This window comes from Nonomuraea sp. NPDC004580 (genome assembly GCF_040609855.1).
Classification (GTDB): domain Bacteria; phylum Actinomycetota; class Actinomycetes; order Streptosporangiales; family Streptosporangiaceae; genus Nonomuraea; species Nonomuraea salmonea.
Window position 1 is genome coordinate 41,087 of sequence record NZ_JBEXLH010000002.1, and the last position, 19,292, is coordinate 60,378.

Annotated in this window: 18 protein-coding genes; 12 read left to right on the forward strand and 6 right to left on the reverse strand. The window is 71.2% G+C overall.

Annotated elements, in window-relative coordinates; genetic code table 11:
* Positions 1-188 precede the first annotated feature (188 nt).
* The 4 genes from ABZW11_RS03250 (at position 189) to ABZW11_RS03265 (ending at position 4,021) form a co-directional block, all read left to right on the forward strand.
* Positions 189-1,160 (forward strand): LacI family DNA-binding transcriptional regulator, encoded by a 972-nt coding sequence (locus tag ABZW11_RS03250; RefSeq protein WP_355412852.1) that lies wholly within the window; start codon positions 189-191, stop codon positions 1,158-1,160.
* Positions 1,161-1,280: 120 nt separating this feature from the next.
* Positions 1,281-1,529 carry a hypothetical protein gene (locus tag ABZW11_RS03255; RefSeq protein WP_355412099.1) on the forward strand — a complete coding sequence of 83 codons (249 nt, stop codon included), beginning with the start codon at positions 1,281-1,283 and terminating at the stop codon, positions 1,527-1,529.
* A gap of 78 nt (positions 1,530-1,607) precedes the next feature.
* Positions 1,608-2,432 (forward strand): N-acetylmuramoyl-L-alanine amidase, encoded by an 825-nt coding sequence (locus ABZW11_RS03260; RefSeq protein ID WP_355412101.1) that lies wholly within the window; start codon positions 1,608-1,610, stop codon positions 2,430-2,432.
* Positions 2,429-4,021 carry a beta-N-acetylhexosaminidase gene (locus tag ABZW11_RS03265; protein WP_355412103.1) on the forward strand — a complete coding sequence of 531 codons (1,593 nt, stop codon included), beginning with the start codon at positions 2,429-2,431 and terminating at the stop codon, positions 4,019-4,021. Before ABZW11_RS03260 ends, ABZW11_RS03265 begins: the two co-directional genes overlap by 4 nt.
* 7 nt (positions 4,022-4,028) lie before the next feature.
* Here ABZW11_RS03265 and ABZW11_RS03270 read toward each other — a convergent pair whose 3' ends face one another.
* Genes ABZW11_RS03270 through ABZW11_RS03280 form a run of 3 tightly spaced genes read right to left on the reverse strand, consistent with a single transcriptional unit; the run spans position 4,029 to position 6,308 of the window.
* A complete protein-coding gene (locus tag ABZW11_RS03270) occupies positions 4,029-4,583 on the reverse strand; it encodes a GNAT family N-acetyltransferase (protein WP_355412105.1) in 555 nt (184 codons plus the stop codon).
* A gap of 15 nt (positions 4,584-4,598) precedes the next feature.
* Complete coding sequence (locus ABZW11_RS03275; RefSeq protein ID WP_355412107.1) at positions 4,599-5,651, reverse strand: quinone-dependent dihydroorotate dehydrogenase; 1,053 nt, start codon at positions 5,649-5,651, stop codon at positions 4,599-4,601.
* Positions 5,652-5,657: 6 nt separating this feature from the next.
* The gene (locus ABZW11_RS03280) at positions 5,658-6,308 is read right to left on the reverse strand and encodes a response regulator transcription factor (RefSeq protein ID WP_355412109.1); all 651 of its coding nucleotides are present in this window, start codon (positions 6,306-6,308) and stop codon (positions 5,658-5,660) included.
* A gap of 18 nt (positions 6,309-6,326) precedes the next feature.
* Between ABZW11_RS03280 and ABZW11_RS03285 the strand changes: the two genes are divergently transcribed.
* On the forward strand, positions 6,327-6,701 hold the full coding sequence (locus tag ABZW11_RS03285) for a tautomerase family protein (protein ID WP_355412111.1): 375 nt from the start codon (positions 6,327-6,329) through the stop codon (positions 6,699-6,701).
* A gap of 39 nt (positions 6,702-6,740) precedes the next feature.
* Entirely contained in the window at positions 6,741-8,120 is a 1,380-nt protein-coding gene (gene lpdA / locus ABZW11_RS03290; RefSeq protein WP_355412113.1) for a dihydrolipoyl dehydrogenase, read from the forward strand.
* Positions 8,121-8,145: 25 nt separating this feature from the next.
* Here lpdA and ABZW11_RS03295 read toward each other — a convergent pair whose 3' ends face one another.
* A complete protein-coding gene (locus ABZW11_RS03295) occupies positions 8,146-8,835 on the reverse strand; it encodes a hypothetical protein (RefSeq protein ID WP_355412115.1) in 690 nt (229 codons plus the stop codon).
* Positions 8,836-8,964: 129 nt separating this feature from the next.
* On the opposite strand from ABZW11_RS03295, the gene ABZW11_RS03300 reads away from it, so the two are divergent.
* From ABZW11_RS03300 to ABZW11_RS03315, 4 genes are all read left to right on the forward strand, one after another.
* Entirely contained in the window at positions 8,965-9,519 is a 555-nt protein-coding gene (locus ABZW11_RS03300; RefSeq protein WP_355412117.1) for a TetR family transcriptional regulator, read from the forward strand.
* Positions 9,520-9,624: 105 nt separating this feature from the next.
* Positions 9,625-10,119 (forward strand): hypothetical protein, encoded by a 495-nt coding sequence (locus ABZW11_RS03305; protein WP_355412119.1) that lies wholly within the window; start codon positions 9,625-9,627, stop codon positions 10,117-10,119.
* A 140-nt stretch (positions 10,120-10,259) separates the two neighbouring features.
* Positions 10,260-11,030: a hypothetical protein gene (locus tag ABZW11_RS03310; protein WP_355412122.1), complete on the forward strand. Its 771-nt coding sequence runs from the start codon at positions 10,260-10,262 to the stop codon at positions 11,028-11,030.
* 123 nt (positions 11,031-11,153) lie between these two features.
* The gene (locus ABZW11_RS03315; protein ID WP_355412124.1) at positions 11,154-14,756 is read left to right on the forward strand and encodes a S8 family serine peptidase; all 3,603 of its coding nucleotides are present in this window, start codon (positions 11,154-11,156) and stop codon (positions 14,754-14,756) included.
* Positions 14,757-14,760: 4 nt separating this feature from the next.
* Here ABZW11_RS03315 and ABZW11_RS03320 read toward each other — a convergent pair whose 3' ends face one another.
* Complete coding sequence (locus tag ABZW11_RS03320; protein ID WP_355412126.1) at positions 14,761-15,738, reverse strand: helix-turn-helix domain-containing protein; 978 nt, start codon at positions 15,736-15,738, stop codon at positions 14,761-14,763.
* Positions 15,739-15,862: 124 nt separating this feature from the next.
* On the opposite strand from ABZW11_RS03320, the gene ABZW11_RS03325 reads away from it, so the two are divergent.
* Positions 15,863-17,893 carry a cellulose binding domain-containing protein gene (locus ABZW11_RS03325; protein ID WP_355412128.1) on the forward strand — a complete coding sequence of 677 codons (2,031 nt, stop codon included), beginning with the start codon at positions 15,863-15,865 and terminating at the stop codon, positions 17,891-17,893.
* Between the two features lie 139 nt (positions 17,894-18,032).
* Positions 18,033-18,581 (forward strand): hypothetical protein, encoded by a 549-nt coding sequence (locus tag ABZW11_RS03330; RefSeq protein ID WP_355412130.1) that lies wholly within the window; start codon positions 18,033-18,035, stop codon positions 18,579-18,581.
* On the opposite strand, the gene ABZW11_RS03335 is transcribed toward ABZW11_RS03330, so the two are convergent.
* On the reverse strand, positions 18,542-19,276 hold the full coding sequence (locus ABZW11_RS03335) for a hypothetical protein (protein WP_355412132.1): 735 nt from the start codon (positions 19,274-19,276) through the stop codon (positions 18,542-18,544). The genes ABZW11_RS03330 and ABZW11_RS03335 overlap by 40 nt on opposite strands.
* Positions 19,277-19,292 lie beyond the last annotated feature (16 nt).

The following is a 19,292-nucleotide window of genomic DNA, read 5'->3' on the forward strand; positions in this document are numbered from 1 at the left end:
CGCGCCCGTTACGCGACAGGTTGCGGCAATCCGTGACGCAGGCCGTACCCTGCGGTCAACTCGATCGTTTGGTGAGACAGGTGCCCATATCCGCATCGCGGGGGAGACACATGTCAGGACCGCCCGTCAACACATCCACCATCCCTGAGCTAAGAGAGGTAGACGCGCTGCCTCGGCCCAGACCGACCATCCGTAACGTCGCCGAACGAGCCGGCGTGTCCAAATCGCTGGTCTCACTCGTGCTGCGCGGATCCCCGCACGTGAGCGAGCACCGGCGCCAGGCCGTGCTGCAGGCGGCCCGCGAACTCGGCTACCGGCCCAACGCGGTCGCGCGGAGCCTGGTCGAAGGACGTACCCATCTGGTGGGCGCACTGGTCGCCGACCTGCACAACCCGTTCTACGCGGAGTTCCTCGACGGCCTGCAGGAGAGTCTGCACGGCGACGGGCTGCGCATGCTGATCGGGAACAGCCAATGGGACCCCGCGTTCGAGGACGAGGCCGTGGAGGCCTTCCTCGAGCTGAGGGTCGACGGGCTGGTCCTGCTCGGCATCGCCCCGACCAGCGAGACGCTGATCGAGGCGACCGCGTACACCCCCACCGTCGTCGTGGGGGAACGTGACATCGAGCTCGACGGCGTCGACATCGTGGTCGACGACGACCAGCTCGGCGCGCGGCTGGCCATCGACCACCTGGTCGAGCTGGGCCACAAGCGCATCGCCCACATCGAAGGCCGGCGAGCGTCGCGCTGCGAGGGCTACCTCGTGGCGATGCGCAGGCACTCGCTGGCGCCGTACATCATGGTCGAGGCCGCCGACTCGACGGAAGAGGGCGGCAGGGAGGCGGCGCTCGCGCTGCTCACCCGCGACCCCAGGCCCACGGCGATCTTCGCCGCCAATGACGTGACCGCGCTCGGCGTGCTGTCGGCCGCGAGCGAGCTGGGCCTGCGCGTCCCCGAGGACCTCTCGGTGGTCGGCTACGACAACACCCACCTGTCGGCCTCCCGGCACATCTCGCTCACCTCCGTCGACCAGCCTCGCCGCACCATGGGCAGGTCGGCGGCCGCGTTGCTGAGCGACAGGATCGGCGATCCCGGCAAGGTCGCACGCCTGCGGGAGGTACGCCCTGAACTGATCGTCCGGCGGAGCACGGGACCCGCCTAAGAGAGCATCAAACCTGGGTCAAGCCGTGTGGGGGCGGCGCCACACGGCGGTTTACTCGGCAGGGTCATGCTAGGTGTGGCCGGATCCGATCCGGCCACGATCTGATCCGGGGGAACAGCTATGCGTGATCCGGAACTGGTGTCCTGCGCCCAGCGCGCCGCCGCCGAGCTAGAGCGCGCCTGGGGGCACTGGCGGGCGGGCAGGGGACGGGGCACCGACGGCGCCGCGGAGTCGGTCGCCAGCTACGTCGCCCACTCGCTCGACCACCCGTGGGGCCGTCCCCGCGTCGTCCTCGGCCTCGACGCCGAGGACGCGCGGGAGCTCGCCGCCCTGCTCGAACGTCAGGAGGCCGGCGAGCGCGTCTGGTGAGGACGTACGGCCTGCCGAGGCACGCCGCCCTTGGCATAAGTCGAGTTCGCATGCGTGGATTGCCGTAAGTTGGACGGCATGCGTGCTCTACCAGCCACAGTCCTCGCCGTCTGCGGCCTGATCGCCTCCGCGTGTGGCGGCACCGGCACCGGTGGCGCCGCGGCAGGTCAGGCCGCCCCAGCGACCACGGCAGGGCAGGCACCCGCCGCCGCTCAGGCCAAGGACGCACCGCCCGAGGCCAAGCCGCTCGACGGCAAGGTGGTCGTCATCGACCCCGGCCACAACGGCGGCAACTACCGGGCGCCCAAGGAGATCAACCGCAAGGTCAACGTGCTGACGCAGATGAAGGCCTGCGACACGACCGGCACCTCGACCAATGACGGCTACAGCGAGGCCGCCTTCACCTGGGACGTCTCCAAGCGCCTGCAGAAGATCCTGAAGAAGCGCGGCGCGACGGTGAAGCTGACCCGCTCGAGCAACGACGGCGTCGGGCCGTGCATCACCGAGCGGGCCGCGATCGGCAACAAGGCCAAGGCGGACGCCGCGATCTCGGTGCACGCCGACGGCTCGGCCCCGGCCAACAGGGGCTTCCACGTGATCATGCCCAAGAAGATCAAGGGTCCCGTCGACAAGGTCGTGGCCGACTCCAGCAGCCTGGGCATGGCCGTACGCGACGCCTTCCGCGCGGGCACGGGGCTGCCCTACTCCACCTACATCGGGCGCAAGGCCCTCGACTACCGCAGCGACCTCGGCGGGCTCAACCTGTCGACGGTGCCGAAGATCTTCGTGGAGTGCGGCAACATGCGCAACGCCACCGAGGCGGCCAAGTTCCGCGACCCGAAGTTCCGGCAGAAGATCGCTGTGGCGCTGGCGAACGGATTGCAGCACTATCTGCAAGCATGATTCCTCGCCCAGAGCTGCTTCGTGACCTTTCCTCCTCCTTCGAGCTGACGGCCTCTCCCACGGTCTCCGGTGACCTGGTCGCCTCCGTACGCACGGCGCTGGCCGGGCTCGACCCGCTGCCCGGCGACTCCGGTGAGATCGACGTGCGCCGTGACCCCGGGCTGGGCGAGGAGGCGTACCGGCTGACGGTCGGGTCGCGGGGTGTGGAGATCGTGGCGGGCGGGCCGGCGGGCGCGTTCTACGCGGCGCAGTCGCTGCGCCAGCTCCTGCCGCCGGCCGCCTACCGGTTCTCCTCCGGCGCCTCGTGGCCGGTGCGCGGGGTGCGGATCGAGGACGCGCCGCGCTTCGCCTGGCGCGGCCTGCACCTCGACGTGGCCAGGCACTTCTTCCCCAAGCGTGAGGTGCTGCGGCTGATCGACCTGATGGCGGTGCACAAGCTCAACCGGCTGCACCTGCACCTCGTGGACGACCAGGGCTGGCGGGTGGAGAGCCGGGCCTACCCGCTGCTGCACGAGGTCTCCTCGCACCGGCCGCGTACGGCGGTCAACCACTACCGCGAGCCCGACGCGTACGACGAGGTGCCGCACGGCGGCTACTACACCCTCGACGACCTCGCTGAGCTGGGCGCGTACGCGCGCTCGCGGCACGTGACGATCGTGCCGGAGATCGACGTGCCGGGGCACGCGTCGGCGATCCTGGCGGCCTATCCGGAGTTCGGGGCCACGGGTGAGCCCCATGGCGTGCTGGACCGGTGGGGCATCTCCCCCGCGATCCTGTCGCCGCTGCCGAAGACCGTGGAGTTCCTGACCGCGATCTTCGACGAGCTGATCGGCGCGCTGGGCGAGACCCCCTACGTGCACATCGGCGGCGACGAGGTGGTGCTCGACCGGTGGGCGGCCTCCGACGAGATCACCGCGTACCGGGAGTCGCTCGGCCTCGGCGGCGTCGTGGAGCTGCAGGCGTGGTTCCTGCGCCGGCTGGCCGACGTGCTGGCCGAGCGGGGCGCGCGGGCCGTGGTGTGGGACGAGGCGTTCGTGAGCGGCGGGCTGCGGCAGGACACGATCGTCATGCCGTGGCGCGGCATGAACGTGGGCCGCAGGGCCGCCGCGGCCGGTCATGACGTGGTGGCGACGCCGGTGTTCCCGCTCTACTTCGACTACGCCGAGGCCGGCTCGCCGGACGAGCCGATGGCGATCGGCGACGCCATCACCGTGGCGGACGTGGCCGCGTTCGATCCCGCGCCGGCCCCGTGGAGCGACGAGGAGCGGGCGCGGGTCATCGGCGTGCAGGCGCAGCTGTGGACCGAGCGGGTGCCCGACCCGCGGACCGTCGACTACCGGATGTGGCCCAGGGCGTGCGCGCTGGCCGAGGTGGCCTGGGCGGGCGCGGCGGGCGACGACTTCGACGCCCGCCTGGGCGAGCACCTGGGGCGGCTGGACGCGCTCGGCGTGGAGTACCGTCCGGCGGCGGGGCCGCACCCGTGGCAGCGCCGCCGCCCGCACCGGCCCTCCACCGTGCGGATGACCGAGGTGATGGAGCGCATCGACGCCATGACCCACGACGCCGAGTCCACCAGGCCCAGCCTCTGACGGACGCTCAGAAGGCCGGGCGGTCGTTGAGTATGCGCTGCCAGAGCAGGTGGTGCTGCCAGCGGCCGTCGATCTCCAAGTAGTCGGGCGCGGTGCCGTACGGCTCGAAGCCGCACTTGCGCAGCACGCTCTGCGAGGCGGCGTTGTCGAGCAGGGTGCCGGCCGCGACGCGGTGCAGGCCGATCTCCTGGTCGGCCTGTCTGCACACCTCCTGCACGGCCGCGGTGGCGAGGCCGCGGCCGTTGTACTCGGCGTCGATCCAGTAGCCGACGTCGGCGCTGAGCCAGGGGCCGCGGACGATGTTGCTGAGCGTCATGCGGCCGACGACCCGCTCGCCGTCACAGAGCAGCCACGGCACCACCTGGCCTCTGGCGTGCGCCTGGAGCTGGCCCTTGAGGCCCTCGGCCTGCCCCGCGAGGGTGAAGAACCCCTCGGAGCGGCGCGGTTCCCACCGCTTGAGGTGGTCGCGGTTGCGGATGTAGGCGGTGACGAGCGCCTCGGCGTCCTGCTCGGTCGCCAGGCGCATGACAACGTCGCCGGTGAGAGTCACGGGTCGGATCATTCGGCCCACCTTAGATCACGCCGTACGGCCGACGGCTTCCATGACCGAGCTCAGGCCGTGGCGGCGAACCCGGCGCAGCAGCTGCCGGTGGATGCGGGCGGCCCACAGCGGGCCCCCGTAGATCCAGCCGGTGTAGCCCTGGACGAGGGTGGCGCCGGCGAGGATGCGCTCCCACACGTCGTCGACGTCCTCGACGCCGCCGACCGAGACCAGCGTGAGCCGGTCGCCGACCTTGGCGCGCAGCCGCCGCAGCACCTCCAGCGAGCGGGCCTTGAGCGGGCGGCCCGACAGCCCGCCGCGCTCGCCGTCATGCTTGATCGTGGTGTTGGTGGCGATGATGCCGTCGAGGCCCAGCTCCATGGCCAGCTCGGCGACCGCGTCGACGTCCTCGTCGGCGAGGTCGGGCGCGATCTTGACGAGCAGCGGGGTGCGGCGCGGGGTGGCGTCGCAGACCTCCTTGACCGCGGTGAGCAGCGGCCGCAGCAGCGAGACGGCCTGCAGGTCGCGCAGCCCAGGGGTGTTGGGCGAGCTGACGTTGACCACGAGGTAGTCGGCCAGCGGGGCGAGCTTCTTCGCGCCGGCGACGTAGTCGGCGGTGGCGCCCGACTCGGGGATCACCTTGGTCTTGCCGATGTTCACCCCGACCACGACGGGCACGCCGCGCGGGCGGCGCAGCCTGCGGGCCGCGGCGTGGGCGCCGGCGTTGTTGAAGCCCATCCGGTTGATCACCGCGCGCTCGCGTACGAGACGGAACAGCCGGGGGCGCGGGTTGCCCGGCTGACCGTGGGCCGTGATGGTGCCCACCTCGACGTGGCTGAAGCCGAGCGCGGCGACGGCCTCGGCGCAGGCGGCGTCCTTGTCGAAGCCGGCGGCCAGGCCGAGCGGGCCGGGGAAGTGCACGCCGAACGCGCTCACGCGCAGGGCCGGGTCGTGCGGCGCGTACGCCCGGTGCAGCAGCCGCTTGAGCAGCGGCAGCCGGGCGAGGAGCGCGAGGGCGCTCACGGTGAGTCGGTGCACGGCCTCGGCGTCGAAACGCCGCAAGACCTGCGAGAACACGAGGCGATACATCACGCGTCAGGCTACCAAGCCGGCCTCGTGGGCGATGATCGCGGCCTGCACGCGGTTGCGCACGTCGAGCCGGGTGAGGATGGCGCTCACGTACGCCTTCACCGTGCCCTCCACGATGTGCAGCTCGCGCGCGATCTCCGCGTTGGACAGGCCCGCGCCGAGCAGCGCGAGCACCTCGCGCTCCCGCTCGGTGAGCACCTCGATGCGGTCGCGCGCCTGCGCCCCCTTCGACATGCGCCCGCCGGACAGCTGCGCGATCACCCGCTGGGCGACCTTCGGCGACAGGTACGCCGCCCCCTCGGCGACCGCGTGGATGCCGGCCAGCAGCTCGCGCGGGTCGCCCGACTTGAGCAGGAAGCCGCCCGCGCCCACGTCGAGCGCCTTGGCGATGTAGTCGTCCTCGCCGAACGTGGTCAGCATCACCACCGCCGTGGCGGGCGCCGCCCTGCGGATCTCGGCGGCGGCGGCCAGGCCGTCGAGGCGCGGCATGCGGATGTCGAGGAGCGCGACGTCGGGGTGATGGCTGATGGCGAGGTCGACCGCCTGCCTGCCGTCGCCCGCCTCGGCCACGACGTCCAGCTCGGGGTCGGATTCGAGGATCGCCCTGACCCCCGCTCTGATCATGGCCTCGTCGTCGGCCAGGAGTATGCGGATCACGCCCTCTATAGTGGCGGCATGGCGCAGGTGAAGGTGTACGGCCGCCGGGACGTGTGGGCCGGGCGGCAGCGTGAGGTCTCCGATCTCATCCAGGCGTGCCTGGTGAAGGCGTGGGGGCTGCCCGAGGACAAGCGGTTCCACCGGTTTCTGCTGCTCGATGCCGACGACTTCGTCTGCCCGCAGCGGAGTGAGCGTTATCTCATCATCGAGATCGTCTGCTTCACCGGGCGCAGCGCCGAGGCCAAGAAGGCGCTGATTCGCGAGATCTACGCCAGATCGGGGTACGATCCCGAGGACGTCGAGATCACGATCATCGAGATGCCCACGCACAACTGGGGCATCCGGGGCGTTCCCGCAGATGAACTCAGCCTGCCGTACAAGGTGGAGGTCTGAGGTCAGGGGCAGGTACGCCCGGGCGGTATGGTCCGACTCATGAGCACTCACTATGACGTCGTCGTCCTCGGCGCGGGTCCTGGAGGCTATACGGCCGCGGTCCGCGCCGCCCAGCTCGGCCTGCGCACCGCGGTCGTCGAGGAGAAGTACTGGGGTGGCGTCTGCCTGAACGTGGGCTGCATCCCGTCCAAGGCGCTGCTGCGCAACGCCGAGCTCGCCCACATCTTCCACCACGAGGCCAAGACCTTCGGCATCAGCGGCGAGGTCACCTTCGACTACGGCGCGGCCTTCCAGCGCAGCCGCAAGGTGGCCGACGGGCGGGTCAAGGGCGTTCACTACCTGATGAAGAAGAACGCCATCACGGAGTACGACGGGCGCGGCACCTTCCTCGACGCCAACACGCTCCAGGTCAACGGCGAGACCATCACGTTCTCCCACTGCATCATCGCGGCCGGCGCGACCACCCGGCTCATCCCCGGCACGCAGCTGTCGGAGCGCGTGGTGACGTACGAGGAGCAGATCCTCTCCGAGGAGCTGCCCGGCAGCATCATCATCGCGGGCGCTGGCGCGATCGGCGTCGAGTTCGCGTACGTGCTGCACAACTACGGCGTCAAGGTGACGATCGTCGAGTTCCTCGACCGCATCGTGCCGCTGGAGGACGAAGAGGTCTCGGCCGAGCTGGCCAAGCGCTACAAGCGGCTCGGCATCGAGGTGCTGACCTCCACGCGCGTCGACTCCATCGAGGACAACGGCTCCTCGGTCAAGGTCACCGTCACGCGCGGCGACCAGACGCAGGTGCTGGAGGCCGACAAGGTGATGCAGGCCATCGGGTTCCAGCCGCGGGTCGAGGGCTACGGCCTGGAGAAGACCGGCGTGGAGCTGACCGAGCGCGGCGCGATCGCGGTCGATGGCCGGTGCCGCACCAACGTGCCGCACATCTTCGCCATCGGCGACGTCACGGCCAAGCTGATGCTGGCCCACGCGGCCGAGTCGATGGGCATCATCGCCGCCGAGACCATCGCGAACGCCGAGACGATGGAGCTCGACTACGTGATGATCCCGCGCGCGACCTACTGCCAGCCGCAGGTGGCGAGCTTCGGCTACACCGAGGCGCAGGCCCGCGAGCTGGGCTACGACGTGAAGGTGTCGAAGTTCCCGTTCACCGCCAACGGCAAGTCCCACGGCCTCGGCGAGACGGCCGGCTTCGTGAAGATCATCAGCGATGACACCCACGGCGAGCTGCTCGGCGCCCACCTGATCGGGCCCGAGGTCACCGAGCTGCTGCCCGAGCTGACGCTGGCGCAGCAGTGGGACCTCACCGTGCACGAGGTGGCGCGCAACGTCCACGCCCACCCGACGCTCGGTGAGGCCGTCAAGGAGGCCGTCCACGGGCTCGCGGGCCACATGATCAACATGTGAGCCACCGACCTCCTGCCGCGGCGCGTCAGGCCCCCTGTACGCGAATGCGCTCCATGGCCTCAAGGGCCGCGGCGGGGTCTCGGTGCAGCGCCGGATTGTCGCGCAGGTAGGCCGCCTGCCGCGGGGTCAGCTCCATGCCGACGGTCGTCCCGTCGATCTTCATGGCCAGCAGGTTGCCGACGAAGACCAGGCCGATGGTGGCGTCCCCCAGCGAGTCCAGCAGCGTGGCGATCGCCTCGGCGTTGGTCTTGGTGATGGCCGCCTGGGTCTCGAAGTACAGCTTGTTCTCCCCCGCCGAGACGGCCAGCCCGACCGCCGACTCGACGCGCTCGGCGCCGGCCTGCCGCTTGAAGACGGTCAGCACCGCCTGCCAGAGGCTGCCGGTGAAGATCACGCTGCCTCTGACGACGTCACCGCCGAGCTCGCGCAGCGCCTGGTGCACGCGGCGCAGGGTGAGCTCCTCGTCGCCGCCCGCCACGTACACGACGGCGACCGCCGGCGCGGCGCCCGCGTCGCCGCGCGCGAGCCTGCGGGCGGCGAAGGCGAGCCCGGCGAGCTGCCGCCGCGCGGCCGGCGTTCCCCGGTAGGGCGCCCGCTCGGCCGTGGCCGGGTCGGCCCTGGTCACGGGGCTTGCGGGGGCGTCGGGGTCACCAGCGAGGGCGCCCGCGTACGTGCCCGGCTCGTGGGTGGCTTGCGGGGGCGGGGATTTGGCCATGGGGGTCTCTCCGGGAGTCTCCGGTGCGGCGCGTACCAGGGTAGGCGCATCGGCGGCGTGAACCAGAGAAATCCGCGCTTTAAGCGTCCCTGGGGATGTCCCGAGCCGCGGCGTGGAACGTGTGCAGGCATGGGAGTCCCCGCGAGGCGCCTGCCGGTGTCCGAGGTGCGCCGGGCGCAGATCACGTCGGCCACGATCACCGTGCTGGCGCGGCGGGGGTTCGCGGGCACCAGCTACGACGCCATCTGCCGGCAGGCGAGGCTCAGCAGCAAGCGGCTGATCTCCTACCATTTCGCCGACAAGGAGGAGCTGCTGGCGACCGTGGCGCGGGTGGTGCGGGAGGAGGAGGCGGCGTTCGTCCGGCGGGCGGCCTCGGGCGTTGCGGGGGTGCGGGAGCGGCTGTCGGCGTACATCAGGGGGCGGCTCGACTTCGCCGCGGCCCGGCCCGAGCGCGTACGGGCGCTGCGGCAGATCGTCTGCAACACCTCCGAGGCGGGCTCCGACGGGTGGCCCGCCGAGCTCTTCGTAGAGGGACAGCGGGAGGGCGCCTTCCGTGCGTTCGACGCCGAGGTGATGAGCGCGGCGCTGCGGGGGTCGATCGAGGCGCTCGCCCTCTCGGCCGATCCGCGGGCCGGGGCCGACGAGCTCGTACGCGCCTTCGACCTCGCCACCCGGCCCTTCTAGCTGCACTTCTCACCAGATCTTCACATTCCACTGAGAAATATCTGAGGATGCACGGCGACCTTGGAGGGGACGAAGACCCCTCGTACCGGACGGTGGTCCCCGCACATGACCTCAACCTCCTCACGAACGACCGCGCGGCCCAGCCGCCGCCGCGGCCCCGCAGGCACCGCGATGCTGCGGCTCGGGCTGCTCGCCCTGGTCGCGATCGGCATCGTGGGCGCCGCTCTCGAGCTGGCCTTCGAGCGCCACTGGCAGACCCCGCCCCAGCTGATCCCCTGGGTGGCCATCGCGCTGCTCGCGGTCGCGCTGCTCATGCTCGCCCTGCGCGACGCCGGGCCCGTGCTCACCGTGGTGCGCGTGCTCGCCGTGATCGTGCTGCTGGCCTCGGCGTACGGCGTCCTCATGCACGTGGTGGCCAACCACGGCATGGGCGCGATGGACCCCGACTGGGATTCGCTGTCGCCGCTGTCGCAGTGGTGGTCCGCGCTGACGAAGTCGGTCGGCGGCGCGCCGCCGCTCGCCCCGGGCATGCTCGCCCAGGCCGCCCTGCTCCTGCTGCTGGCCAGCGTGACTCCCAAGCGGCGGGAGCTGCCGGCCTGACCAGGCAGGCGTCGCGGTGACCGGCCCGACGGGCGGGGGGCCGGTCATCGCCGTCCGCGCTTTTCCGGAACCTTCCTCCGGTATTTCGCGTCACATCCAGGCATGGCAGGAAGTGACAAGAGAGGTTGGTGGGTTCGGTGATGTTGGGTCGTACCATCTTGGCGGCGGTCGTACTGACGGCCACCGCGTTGAGCGCCGACGGGGCGGTGGCGGCCGTACCGTCGGCGACGGTGTCTCCGGCGCCGGTGGCCGTCGCCACGGACACGGACGCCATCACGGACACCACGGACGACGAGCCGGTGTGCGCGCGGCTCAAGGGCGTGGAGGCGTGCGTGGGGCCCGACGGGAGCGCCCGCCCCGGCATCACCGTCGAGGACACCCGTGACGACGGCTACCACCCGGCCGTCGAGTACTACCTGAACGGCTACCTCGGCACCAAGTACGTCATCCACAACCTGGCCCGCAACGGCGAGGTGCGCGGCAGCAGGGAGATCGGCAAGACGGTCACGTTCCGCGCCGCGCTGTACCGCGGCGGCAAGCGCGTCAAGTACGGCCGCTGGAAGACCGTCAGGAACGCCGCCAAATACCCCGTCAAGCGCGAGACCCGCACCTCCCCGGCCGCCGCCCGCGCCAAGTCCAAGATCTGCACCTCCACCAAGGGCGGCGCCACCCTCTGCTTCGGCGAGCGTCCCACCTTCGTCTACGCCTGCGACACCAAGGCCGACCGCTTCCAGGCCCGCGCCGAGTACTTCGTCGCCGGCGACCCCACCGCCCGCTTCGAGATCCACCAGCTCGCCGGCACCGGCACCTGCGGCAAGGCGGAACACGGCGATCTGGCGATCAGCATGTATCGCGCCTCGCTCTTCGACGGCGGCCGGCGCCAGGCCACCCGCCTCTACAAGTACAACTGAGCTCCGGCCCTGCTGTCATGTTCGCGACATGTCGTCATTTGACCAGGCTGTTCGACTGCTTCTGACCGGCAGGATCCCCCATCCTCTTGAACGGGTAAAGCCGCACGAAAGATCGGTTCGTTCATGAGATGGATCCCCCTCTTCGCCGCCACCGGCGTGGGCCTGGCGCTGCTCGCGGCTCCGGCCCAGGCCGCGGAGCCAGGCCAGCCGGGCGGCGGGGAGCAGCACCGGGTGACGTTGATCACCGGTGACGTGGTCACCGTACAGGAGTTCGCCGGCGGGAAGCGCGCCGCGACCGTGAAACCGGCCGAGGGCCGCGAGGACGTCAGGTTCTTCACCCGCGAGGAGAACGGCGACCTGGTCGTCACGCCCGCCGACATGGTGCCGTACCTGTCGCGCGGCCTCGTGGACGAGCGGTTGTTCTCGGTCGGCGAGCTGATCGAGCAGGGCTACGACGACGAGAGCAGCGACGTGCTGCCGCTCATCCTGTCCTACCGCGACGGCGCCGCGAAGGGCGTCACGCTGCGCAGCGTCAACGCCGCCACGATGCGCGCCGAGAAGGACGACCTGCCCACGCTGTGGAGCGCGTCAGGCGAGCCGAGGCTGCGCGACGGGCTGGCCAAGGTGTGGCTCGACGGCAAGGTGCACGCGACGCTGGAGCACAGCGTCCCGCAGGTGGGCGCGCCGCAGGCGTGGCAGGACGGGTACGACGGCACGGGCGTCAAGGTCGCCGTGCTGGACACCGGCATCGACGAGAACCACCCCGACATCGCCGGCAAGATCGCCGAGACCAGGAACTTCACCGACGACGAATCGGTGAAGGACGAGCACGGCCACGGCACCCACGTCGCCGCGACCGTGGCGGGCACCGGCGCCGGCGCGGGCGGGCGGCGCAAGGGCGTGGCCCCCGGCGCGCAACTGGCCATCGGCAAGGTGCTCGACAAGCGGGGCAGCGGCGCGGAGTCGCAGGTGCTGGCCGGCATGGAGTGGGCGGCGCGCGAGAGCGGCGCCGACATCGTCAGCATGAGCCTCGGCGGCGGCGCGACCGACGGCACCGACCCGCTCAGCGTCGCCGTGGACCGGCTGACCGAGGAGACCGGCAGCCTGTTCGTGATCGCGGCGGGCAACGAGGGCGACGACTACACCGTCGGCTCCCCCGGCGCGGCCGGCGCGGCGCTGACCGTCGGCGCCGTGGACGGCGACGACGCGCTCGCCTCCTTCTCCAGCCGGGGCCCGCGCCTGGACGAGGCGATCAAGCCGGACATCACCGCGCCCGGCGTGAACATCACCGCCGCCAGGGCCTCCGGCACCACCCTGGGCACCCCGGTGGACGACCTCTACACCCGGCTCAACGGCACGTCCATGGCCACGCCGCACGTGGCGGGCGCGGCGGCGATCCTCGCCCAGCGGCACCCGGACTGGAAGGCGGGCCGGCTCAAGGACGCCCTGGTGTCCACGGCGAGGACGATCGACGGGCAGACCCCGTTCGAGCAGGGCGGCGGCCGGCTCGACGTGGTCCGCGCCCTGCGCCAGACGGTCACCGCCACCGCCTCGCTGAGCCTCGGCGTGTTCGAGGACGGCGGCACCGCGGTCCCGTCCGGCACGATCACCTACAGCAACGCCGGCGACTCCCCCGCCACGCTGACGCTCACCCCGGCGCTGTCCAACCTGGACGGCACCGCCCCCGGCGACGGCGCGCTCACCCTGTCGGCGACCACCGTCACGATCGAGCCGGGCGCGAGCGCCACCGTGGACCTCCAGGTGGACCTCGCCAAGCTCCAGCACGGCAGGCACGCCGGTTACGTCACCGCGACCACCGCGGACGGCGCCGCGCTCGCGCACACCACGCTGGCGCTGACCAGGCGCGGCAAGATGCACAAGGTCCACTTCACCGCGATCGGCCGCGACGGCCGGCCGTCCCGCGTCCCGGTGATCATGATGTACGGCGCCTCCAGCAGGGACGACGCCTACGGCTACATCCTCGACGAGGCCGAGGGCTGGACGGTCGAGATGCCCGAGGGCGTCTACCACACCCAGGCCATCATGGGCGAGACCAGCGACGAGCTGCCCATGGACACCCTGATGGTCTTCCCCGAGCTGCGGCTGCAGCAGGACATGGAGGTCGTGCTCGACGCCAGGACCGCCGTGCCGATCGAGATCAGAACCTCGCAGCCGGTGATCCAGGACGGCATCGCCACCTACTTCACCTACCGCACGTACGGGAACAGGAAGATCGCGCTCGGCGCGATGAACTTCCCGTCCGTCGAGGGCCTGGCCGTCACCCCGACGGCGCCGGTGAAGAACGGCACGTTCGAGTTCGCCTCACGCTGGCAGCTCGCCGCGCCCCGGGTGAGCGCCCGGCTCGGCCGCGACGACCTGGTGGTCAGGCCGACGATCAGGTCTCCCGAGATCTCCGGCACCCAGCACTGGAAGCTCGCCGACGGCGACGCGGGCGGCCGGCTCCAGGGCAAGCTCAAGGGCAAGGCCGCGGTCATCACCAGCAGCTCGTTCGGCGACTGGTCGAGCAAGCTCGACGATCTCAAGGCGGCCGGCGCGGTGGCGGTGATCGTCGTCGGCCCCGACGGCCGCGCGATGTGGCAGCCGTGGAACCCGACCGGCGCCCGCGACCCGCTGCCCACCCTGATGATCACTCACGACCGCGGCCAGGTGCTGCTCGACCGGGTGCGCAAGGGCGGCGGCACGTTGCAGGTGACGGGCCGCTTCCAGACCCCGTACCTGTACGAGGTCATGCAGGTCTCCCAGGGCCACGTGCCCCAGAAGATCGTCCATGACGTGAACTGGCGCAACACCGCCCTCGTCGACTCCCACTACCAGGAGTCGGGCGGCGAGCGGTACGGCAAGGACCAGCGCTTCGGCTGGCGGCCCTGGCAGCAGTACGGCCTCGACAGCCAGATGGAGACCCAGCGCTACCTGCCGACCGGCAACCGCAGGGCCGAGTACGTCAGCTCGGGCGACACCCAGTGGCAGCACATCGTGCAGCACATGCTCACCTGGGAGTCCAACTCGCGGCTGCGCGGCGGCCTGACCGACGTGCCGCGCACGTACCGGGCCGGTGAGACGGTCAGGGAGACCTGGTTCGCGCCCGTCGTCCGGCCGGTCGCGCAGAGCGCGAGCCGTACGGGTGACGTGCTGAGCGTCGAGGTGCCCGAGTTCGTGGACGCCGCCGGGCACATCGGGTACGCCGGCGGCAGCGGCGACAAGGACACCACCGCCGCCCGCTTCTACCGTGACGGCAGGCTGGAGGAGGAGCGCAGGGCGCTGAGCGGCACCTACCCGGCCGGCGAGCAGGACGCCGAATACCGCATGGAGCTGTCCACCACCCGCACCTCGGAGAACTGGCGCTACGCCACCGCCACCGAGTCCGCGTGGACGTTCAGGTCGGGCCGCGCCGAGGGCACCAAGGAGCTGCCGCTGCTCGGCGTGGACTACACGATCCCCGCCGACCTCGAAGGCAGGGTGCCGAGGACGCTGCCGGTCCCGCTCGGCTTCACCGCCAAGGGGGCGAAGACGCTGAGCGCCGAGCTGTCGTACGACGACGGCAAGACCTGGAAGCGCATCCCGGTGCTGCCGCTCGGCCAGGGCCGCTACTCCGCCCTCGTCGCGCACAAGCGCACCGACACCGGCGTCTCGCTGCGGGTCACCGTGACGGGCGACCGGGGCAGCCGGTTCGAGCAGACCGTGACCAGGGCGTACGGCGTGCGCTGACCGATCACAACCAGTGCTCGCGGGCCGCATGCCAGGCAAGTTGCATCCTGGTCTGCGCGCCCGCGAGCCGCATGAGGTGGTAGACGCGGCGCTGCACCGTACGCAGGCTGAGCCCGAGCTGGCTCGCGATCGTCTTCTCCGGCACGCCGGCCACCAGCAGTGACAGCAGATAGAGCTCGTCGGCGTCCAGGGGGCACGACCCGGTGTCGGCCACCTGGCCGTCCTCCGAGAACCTGATGGGCGTCGCCCGCTCCCACTGCGCCTCGAACAGCGCGATCAGCGCCTCCAGCAGGCTGCTGTCGCGCACCAGCGCGGCCGTCAGCTCCGTCATGCCGCCGACGTGCTGGACCAGCGGCAGCAGCGCGGTCTCCCGGTCCGCGATCATCATCCGCACCGGCAGCGTCCGTACGGCGCGGGCCTGCTCGCCCAGCTTGATCCCGTACGCCACGTTGGCGACCATGCCAGGCTCCTCCAGCAGGGCCCGCTCGTAGATGACCCGGTAGCGCACTCCCCTGCCGAGCGCCTGCAGCTCCTCGTCGTTGTCCTGCGACGGCATCACCACGTGGCCGGCGCGGCAGAAGTACAGGACCTCCTCGCGGGCGCCGTCCTGGAGGTGGCGTACCTGCTCGCGCAGCGCGGCCCGGCTCGGCAGCACCTCGATCAGGCGGTGGGCGTCGCGCCTGCGCGCGCTCGCGCGGTACTCCTCCGAGAGCTGCTCGACCGCCTGGCGGGCCCAGTCGATGGCCTCCTGGCCGCGTACGAGCCGGGGTCCCAGCGCCACCTCGGGCGCCACGGGCGCGAACCTGCCCGGCGCCACCTCCCTGACCAGCCCCGATTCGCGCATCCCGGCCAGCGCGCGGACCGCCTCCGCCTCTCCGGCGCCCAGCTCGGCGGCCAGGCCCGCGGTGTCGGCCTCGCCTGCTCGGACGAGTGCCCGGTAGACCCGTTCCTCCAGCTCGTCCAGCCCCGCAGCCTTCAACATGCCGTCCATCATGGCATCCGGGACATTTCATGAAAGTTTCAGCCGCGATTGACGGACGCGCGGCGACCCGCTGATGATCGCACTGCTTTCCCGGTGTCCCCCTTCCCAGCATGAGGTGCGCCCGATGCCGAAAGTCCCGTTACGAGCCGCGCTGACCGTCCTGCTGACGCTGACCGCGCTCAACGCCCCTGCGACCGCGTACGCGGCCGATGACGAACCCGTGGCCGTGACCGTCAACGCCCGCGCGGGCCTGGCCGCCGTCCCCGAGACGGGCATCGGCACCAACCACGCCATCTGGGACACGAACCTGGGCACAAACGCCACCGCCGACCTGCTCAAGGACGCCGGCGTGAAGCTGCTGCGCTATCCCGGCGGCTCCTACTCCGACATCTACCACTGGGCCGACCACACCGCCCCCGGCGGCTACGTGGCGCCGAACACCGACTTCGACACGTTCATGGCCGGCGTACGCAGGACCGGCGCGCAGCCCATGGTCACCGCCAACTACGGCACCGGCACCGCCGAGGAGGCCGCCGCCTGGGTCCGCTACGCCAACGTCACCAAGCGCTACGGCGTCAAGCTGTGGGAGATCGGCAACGAGAACTACGGCAACGGCCACTACGGCGCCGCCTGGGAGGCCGACGACCACGAGGACAAGAGCCCGCACGAGTACGCCCGCCACGTCGTCGCCTACGCCGACGCGATGAAGGCCGTGGACCCGACCATCAAGATCGGCGCGGTGCTGACCACCCCCGCGAACTGGCCGGACGCCATCGTGGCCGAGGGTGACAGCGGCTCGTGGAACCAGGTCGTCCTGTCCACCGCCGGCTCGAAGATCGACTTCGTCATCCTGCACTGGTACCCGGGCGCCCTCGACAAGACCGGCCACATCCCCGACATCATCCAGCTCACCCGCGAGCAGATCGCCACGTACGCGGGGTCTGGCGCCGAGCGCATCGGCATCGCGATGACCGAGTTCAACACGGGGTCGAGCAGCAACGGCACCAACACCCAGCCGGGCGCGCTGGCCGCCGCCGACGCGTACGCGACGCTGCTGGCCGGCGGCGTGTTCACGGTGGACTGGTGGAACGTGCACAACGGCATCGGCGAGGTCACCGAGGTCGCGGGACACACCGACTACGGTGACTTCGGCCTGCTGTCCAGCGCCACCTGCACCGCCGACGGCAGCGTCTGCGAACCACCGCTCAACACGCCCTTCGCGCCCTATTACGCGTTGCAGATGGTCGGCAAGTTCGCCAGGCCGGGCGACCAGTTCATCCGCGCCGCCGCCTCCCGGTCCGACATCCAAGCCCACGCCGCCCGGCGGCCCAACGGCGACCTGGCCGTCCTGCTGATCAACACCTCGGCCGACACGTCGTACCCGGTCGAGCTCGACTACGCCGGCTTCTCCCCCGCGGCCGGCGCCCCCACCGTGCTGAGCCACACCAACGGCGCCACCGCCATCACGACCGGCTCGACCGGCAGCGCGACCGCGCAGACGCTCCCGCCGCTCTCGATGACCACCGTCCTCCTGCGCCCCGCGAACCCGCAGGCCGCCCGCCCCGGCGCCCCTGGCCGGCCGAAGCTCGCCGCCGTCACGGACACCACCGCGACGATCACCTGGCCCGCCGTCCCCGGCGTGGCCAAGTACGAGCTCGTCCGCCAGCACGGCGCCATCACCGAGCAGCTCGGCGAGACCACCGGCACCAAGCTGACCGTACGCAACCTGGCGCCCGGCACCCGCTACACCGTGAACGTGCTCGCCCGCACCCACGCCGGCGCCCAGTCTTCTCCGTCCCTCCCGCTCACCTTCACCACCGGCACCCCGGCGACCAGCACGTGCAGCGTGAAGCTGACCGTGCAGTCCGACTGGGCCAGCGGCTACGTCGGCGCCCTCGACGTCACCAACCACGGCGCCCCGCTCGACGGCTGGACCCTGTCGTTCGCCTGGCCACGGACGTGGCAGAGCCTGGGCAGCGGCTGGAGCGCCGTGTGGACGGAGGACGGCCGCGAGGTCCGCGCCGTCAACGAGGCCGCCAACCCGACGCTGGGGACGGGGGCGACGGCGTCGATCGGCTTCGTCGGCAACTACACCGGCCCGAACGTCCTGCCCCGGGTCTTCTCCCTGAACGGCACGGTCTGCACCCTCCGCTGACTGGACTCTCCCACAACGGGAGACTCCATCCTGGGATCCGCGGCTCTGCTGCCCATCGGCGGCTCCGCCAGGAGGCGGTCGACTCCTGGCGGAGCTCGACCGCTTGGTCCCCCACCTGCTGATCCCTTTTGGAGGAACAATGACACCCCGCCTGGTCAACTGTGGCCCCGTCACCTGCCTCAACGTCACCGGCATGGGGGAACCAGGCGGTGCCGAGCACCTCTCGGCCATCAACGCCCTGTCCACCGTGGCCTCCGCGATGAACGCCGAGACCGGCCCGCTGGAAGGCCGCTGGTGGGTGGAGGACGCCTCCGGGTCACCGCTGGACGTACCGCGTGACCAGTGGCGCTGGCACCTGCTGCTGTCGCTGCCCGGCCTGCCGGAGCCGGGGGCTGTGGAGGAGGCCCGCGAGCGGTCGCGTGCGTCCGGCGCGCCCGTAGACCGCGTCCAGGTGGTCACCTTCACCGAGGGCGAGTGCGTGGAGCTGCTGCATGTGGGGCCGTACAGCGAGGAGAAGAGGTCGCTGGAGGTGATGGACGCCTTCATGACCGAACACGGCCTGGTCCCCAACGGCCTCCACCACGAGATCTACCTGACCCCGTTCACCGACCCCACCCCGAAGACCCTCCTCAGGCAACCGGTGGCTCCTCATTCCGCCCGCACCTCGGCGAGCCGCTTGACCGAGTAGTCGTCGTCCCAGCAGACAGCGGCCTCCCACGCGGCCGACGCTTGGTAGGCGACGTCGTACGCCTCGTCATCGAGCCCGGCCGCGTTGTCAGGCAGCACCAGATCAAGCTCGGGAACGTCGACGTGCGCCTCATCCCAGTCGATCAACGTGACCCGGTCTCCGCTGATGAGGACATTGCCCACATTGTTGGGATCACCATGCACCACACAGGTGGCCCGCCCGGCCAGCCGCGCCCAGGCCGCCCGGCACCGAGCAACGGCCTCCGCCGGCATGTCCCGTAGATCGACCTTCGTCCCGCTCTCGGCGTGCAGCAGGTCTGTGGACGACCGCCACCCCGGCCGCTGCGGCCACTCAGCCGTCAGCCGATGCACCTCCCGAAGCACCTCGGCCACCCGTCGCCAGTCATCCTTGGTCTCAGGGGGCCGACCCTCCACGTAGGACATCACCACGAGCCCATCCACGAACAACCGCCCGTCCATGGTCGGGAGGGGCACCGGCACACTCAACCCGGCCCGATCGAAGTGAACCAGCAGCTCGGTCTCCCAGGCAAGATCATCATCACTCCTGGACCCGAGCCGCCCCACCGCGAGCCGCCCATCAACGCGCACACTCCACACGTCATTGGCGACGCCTCGCGTGAACGGCTCAACCCGGCGTACGTCCGTACCCCACCGCTTCAGCGCTTCCCACCCCATCGCCACATGTTACGAC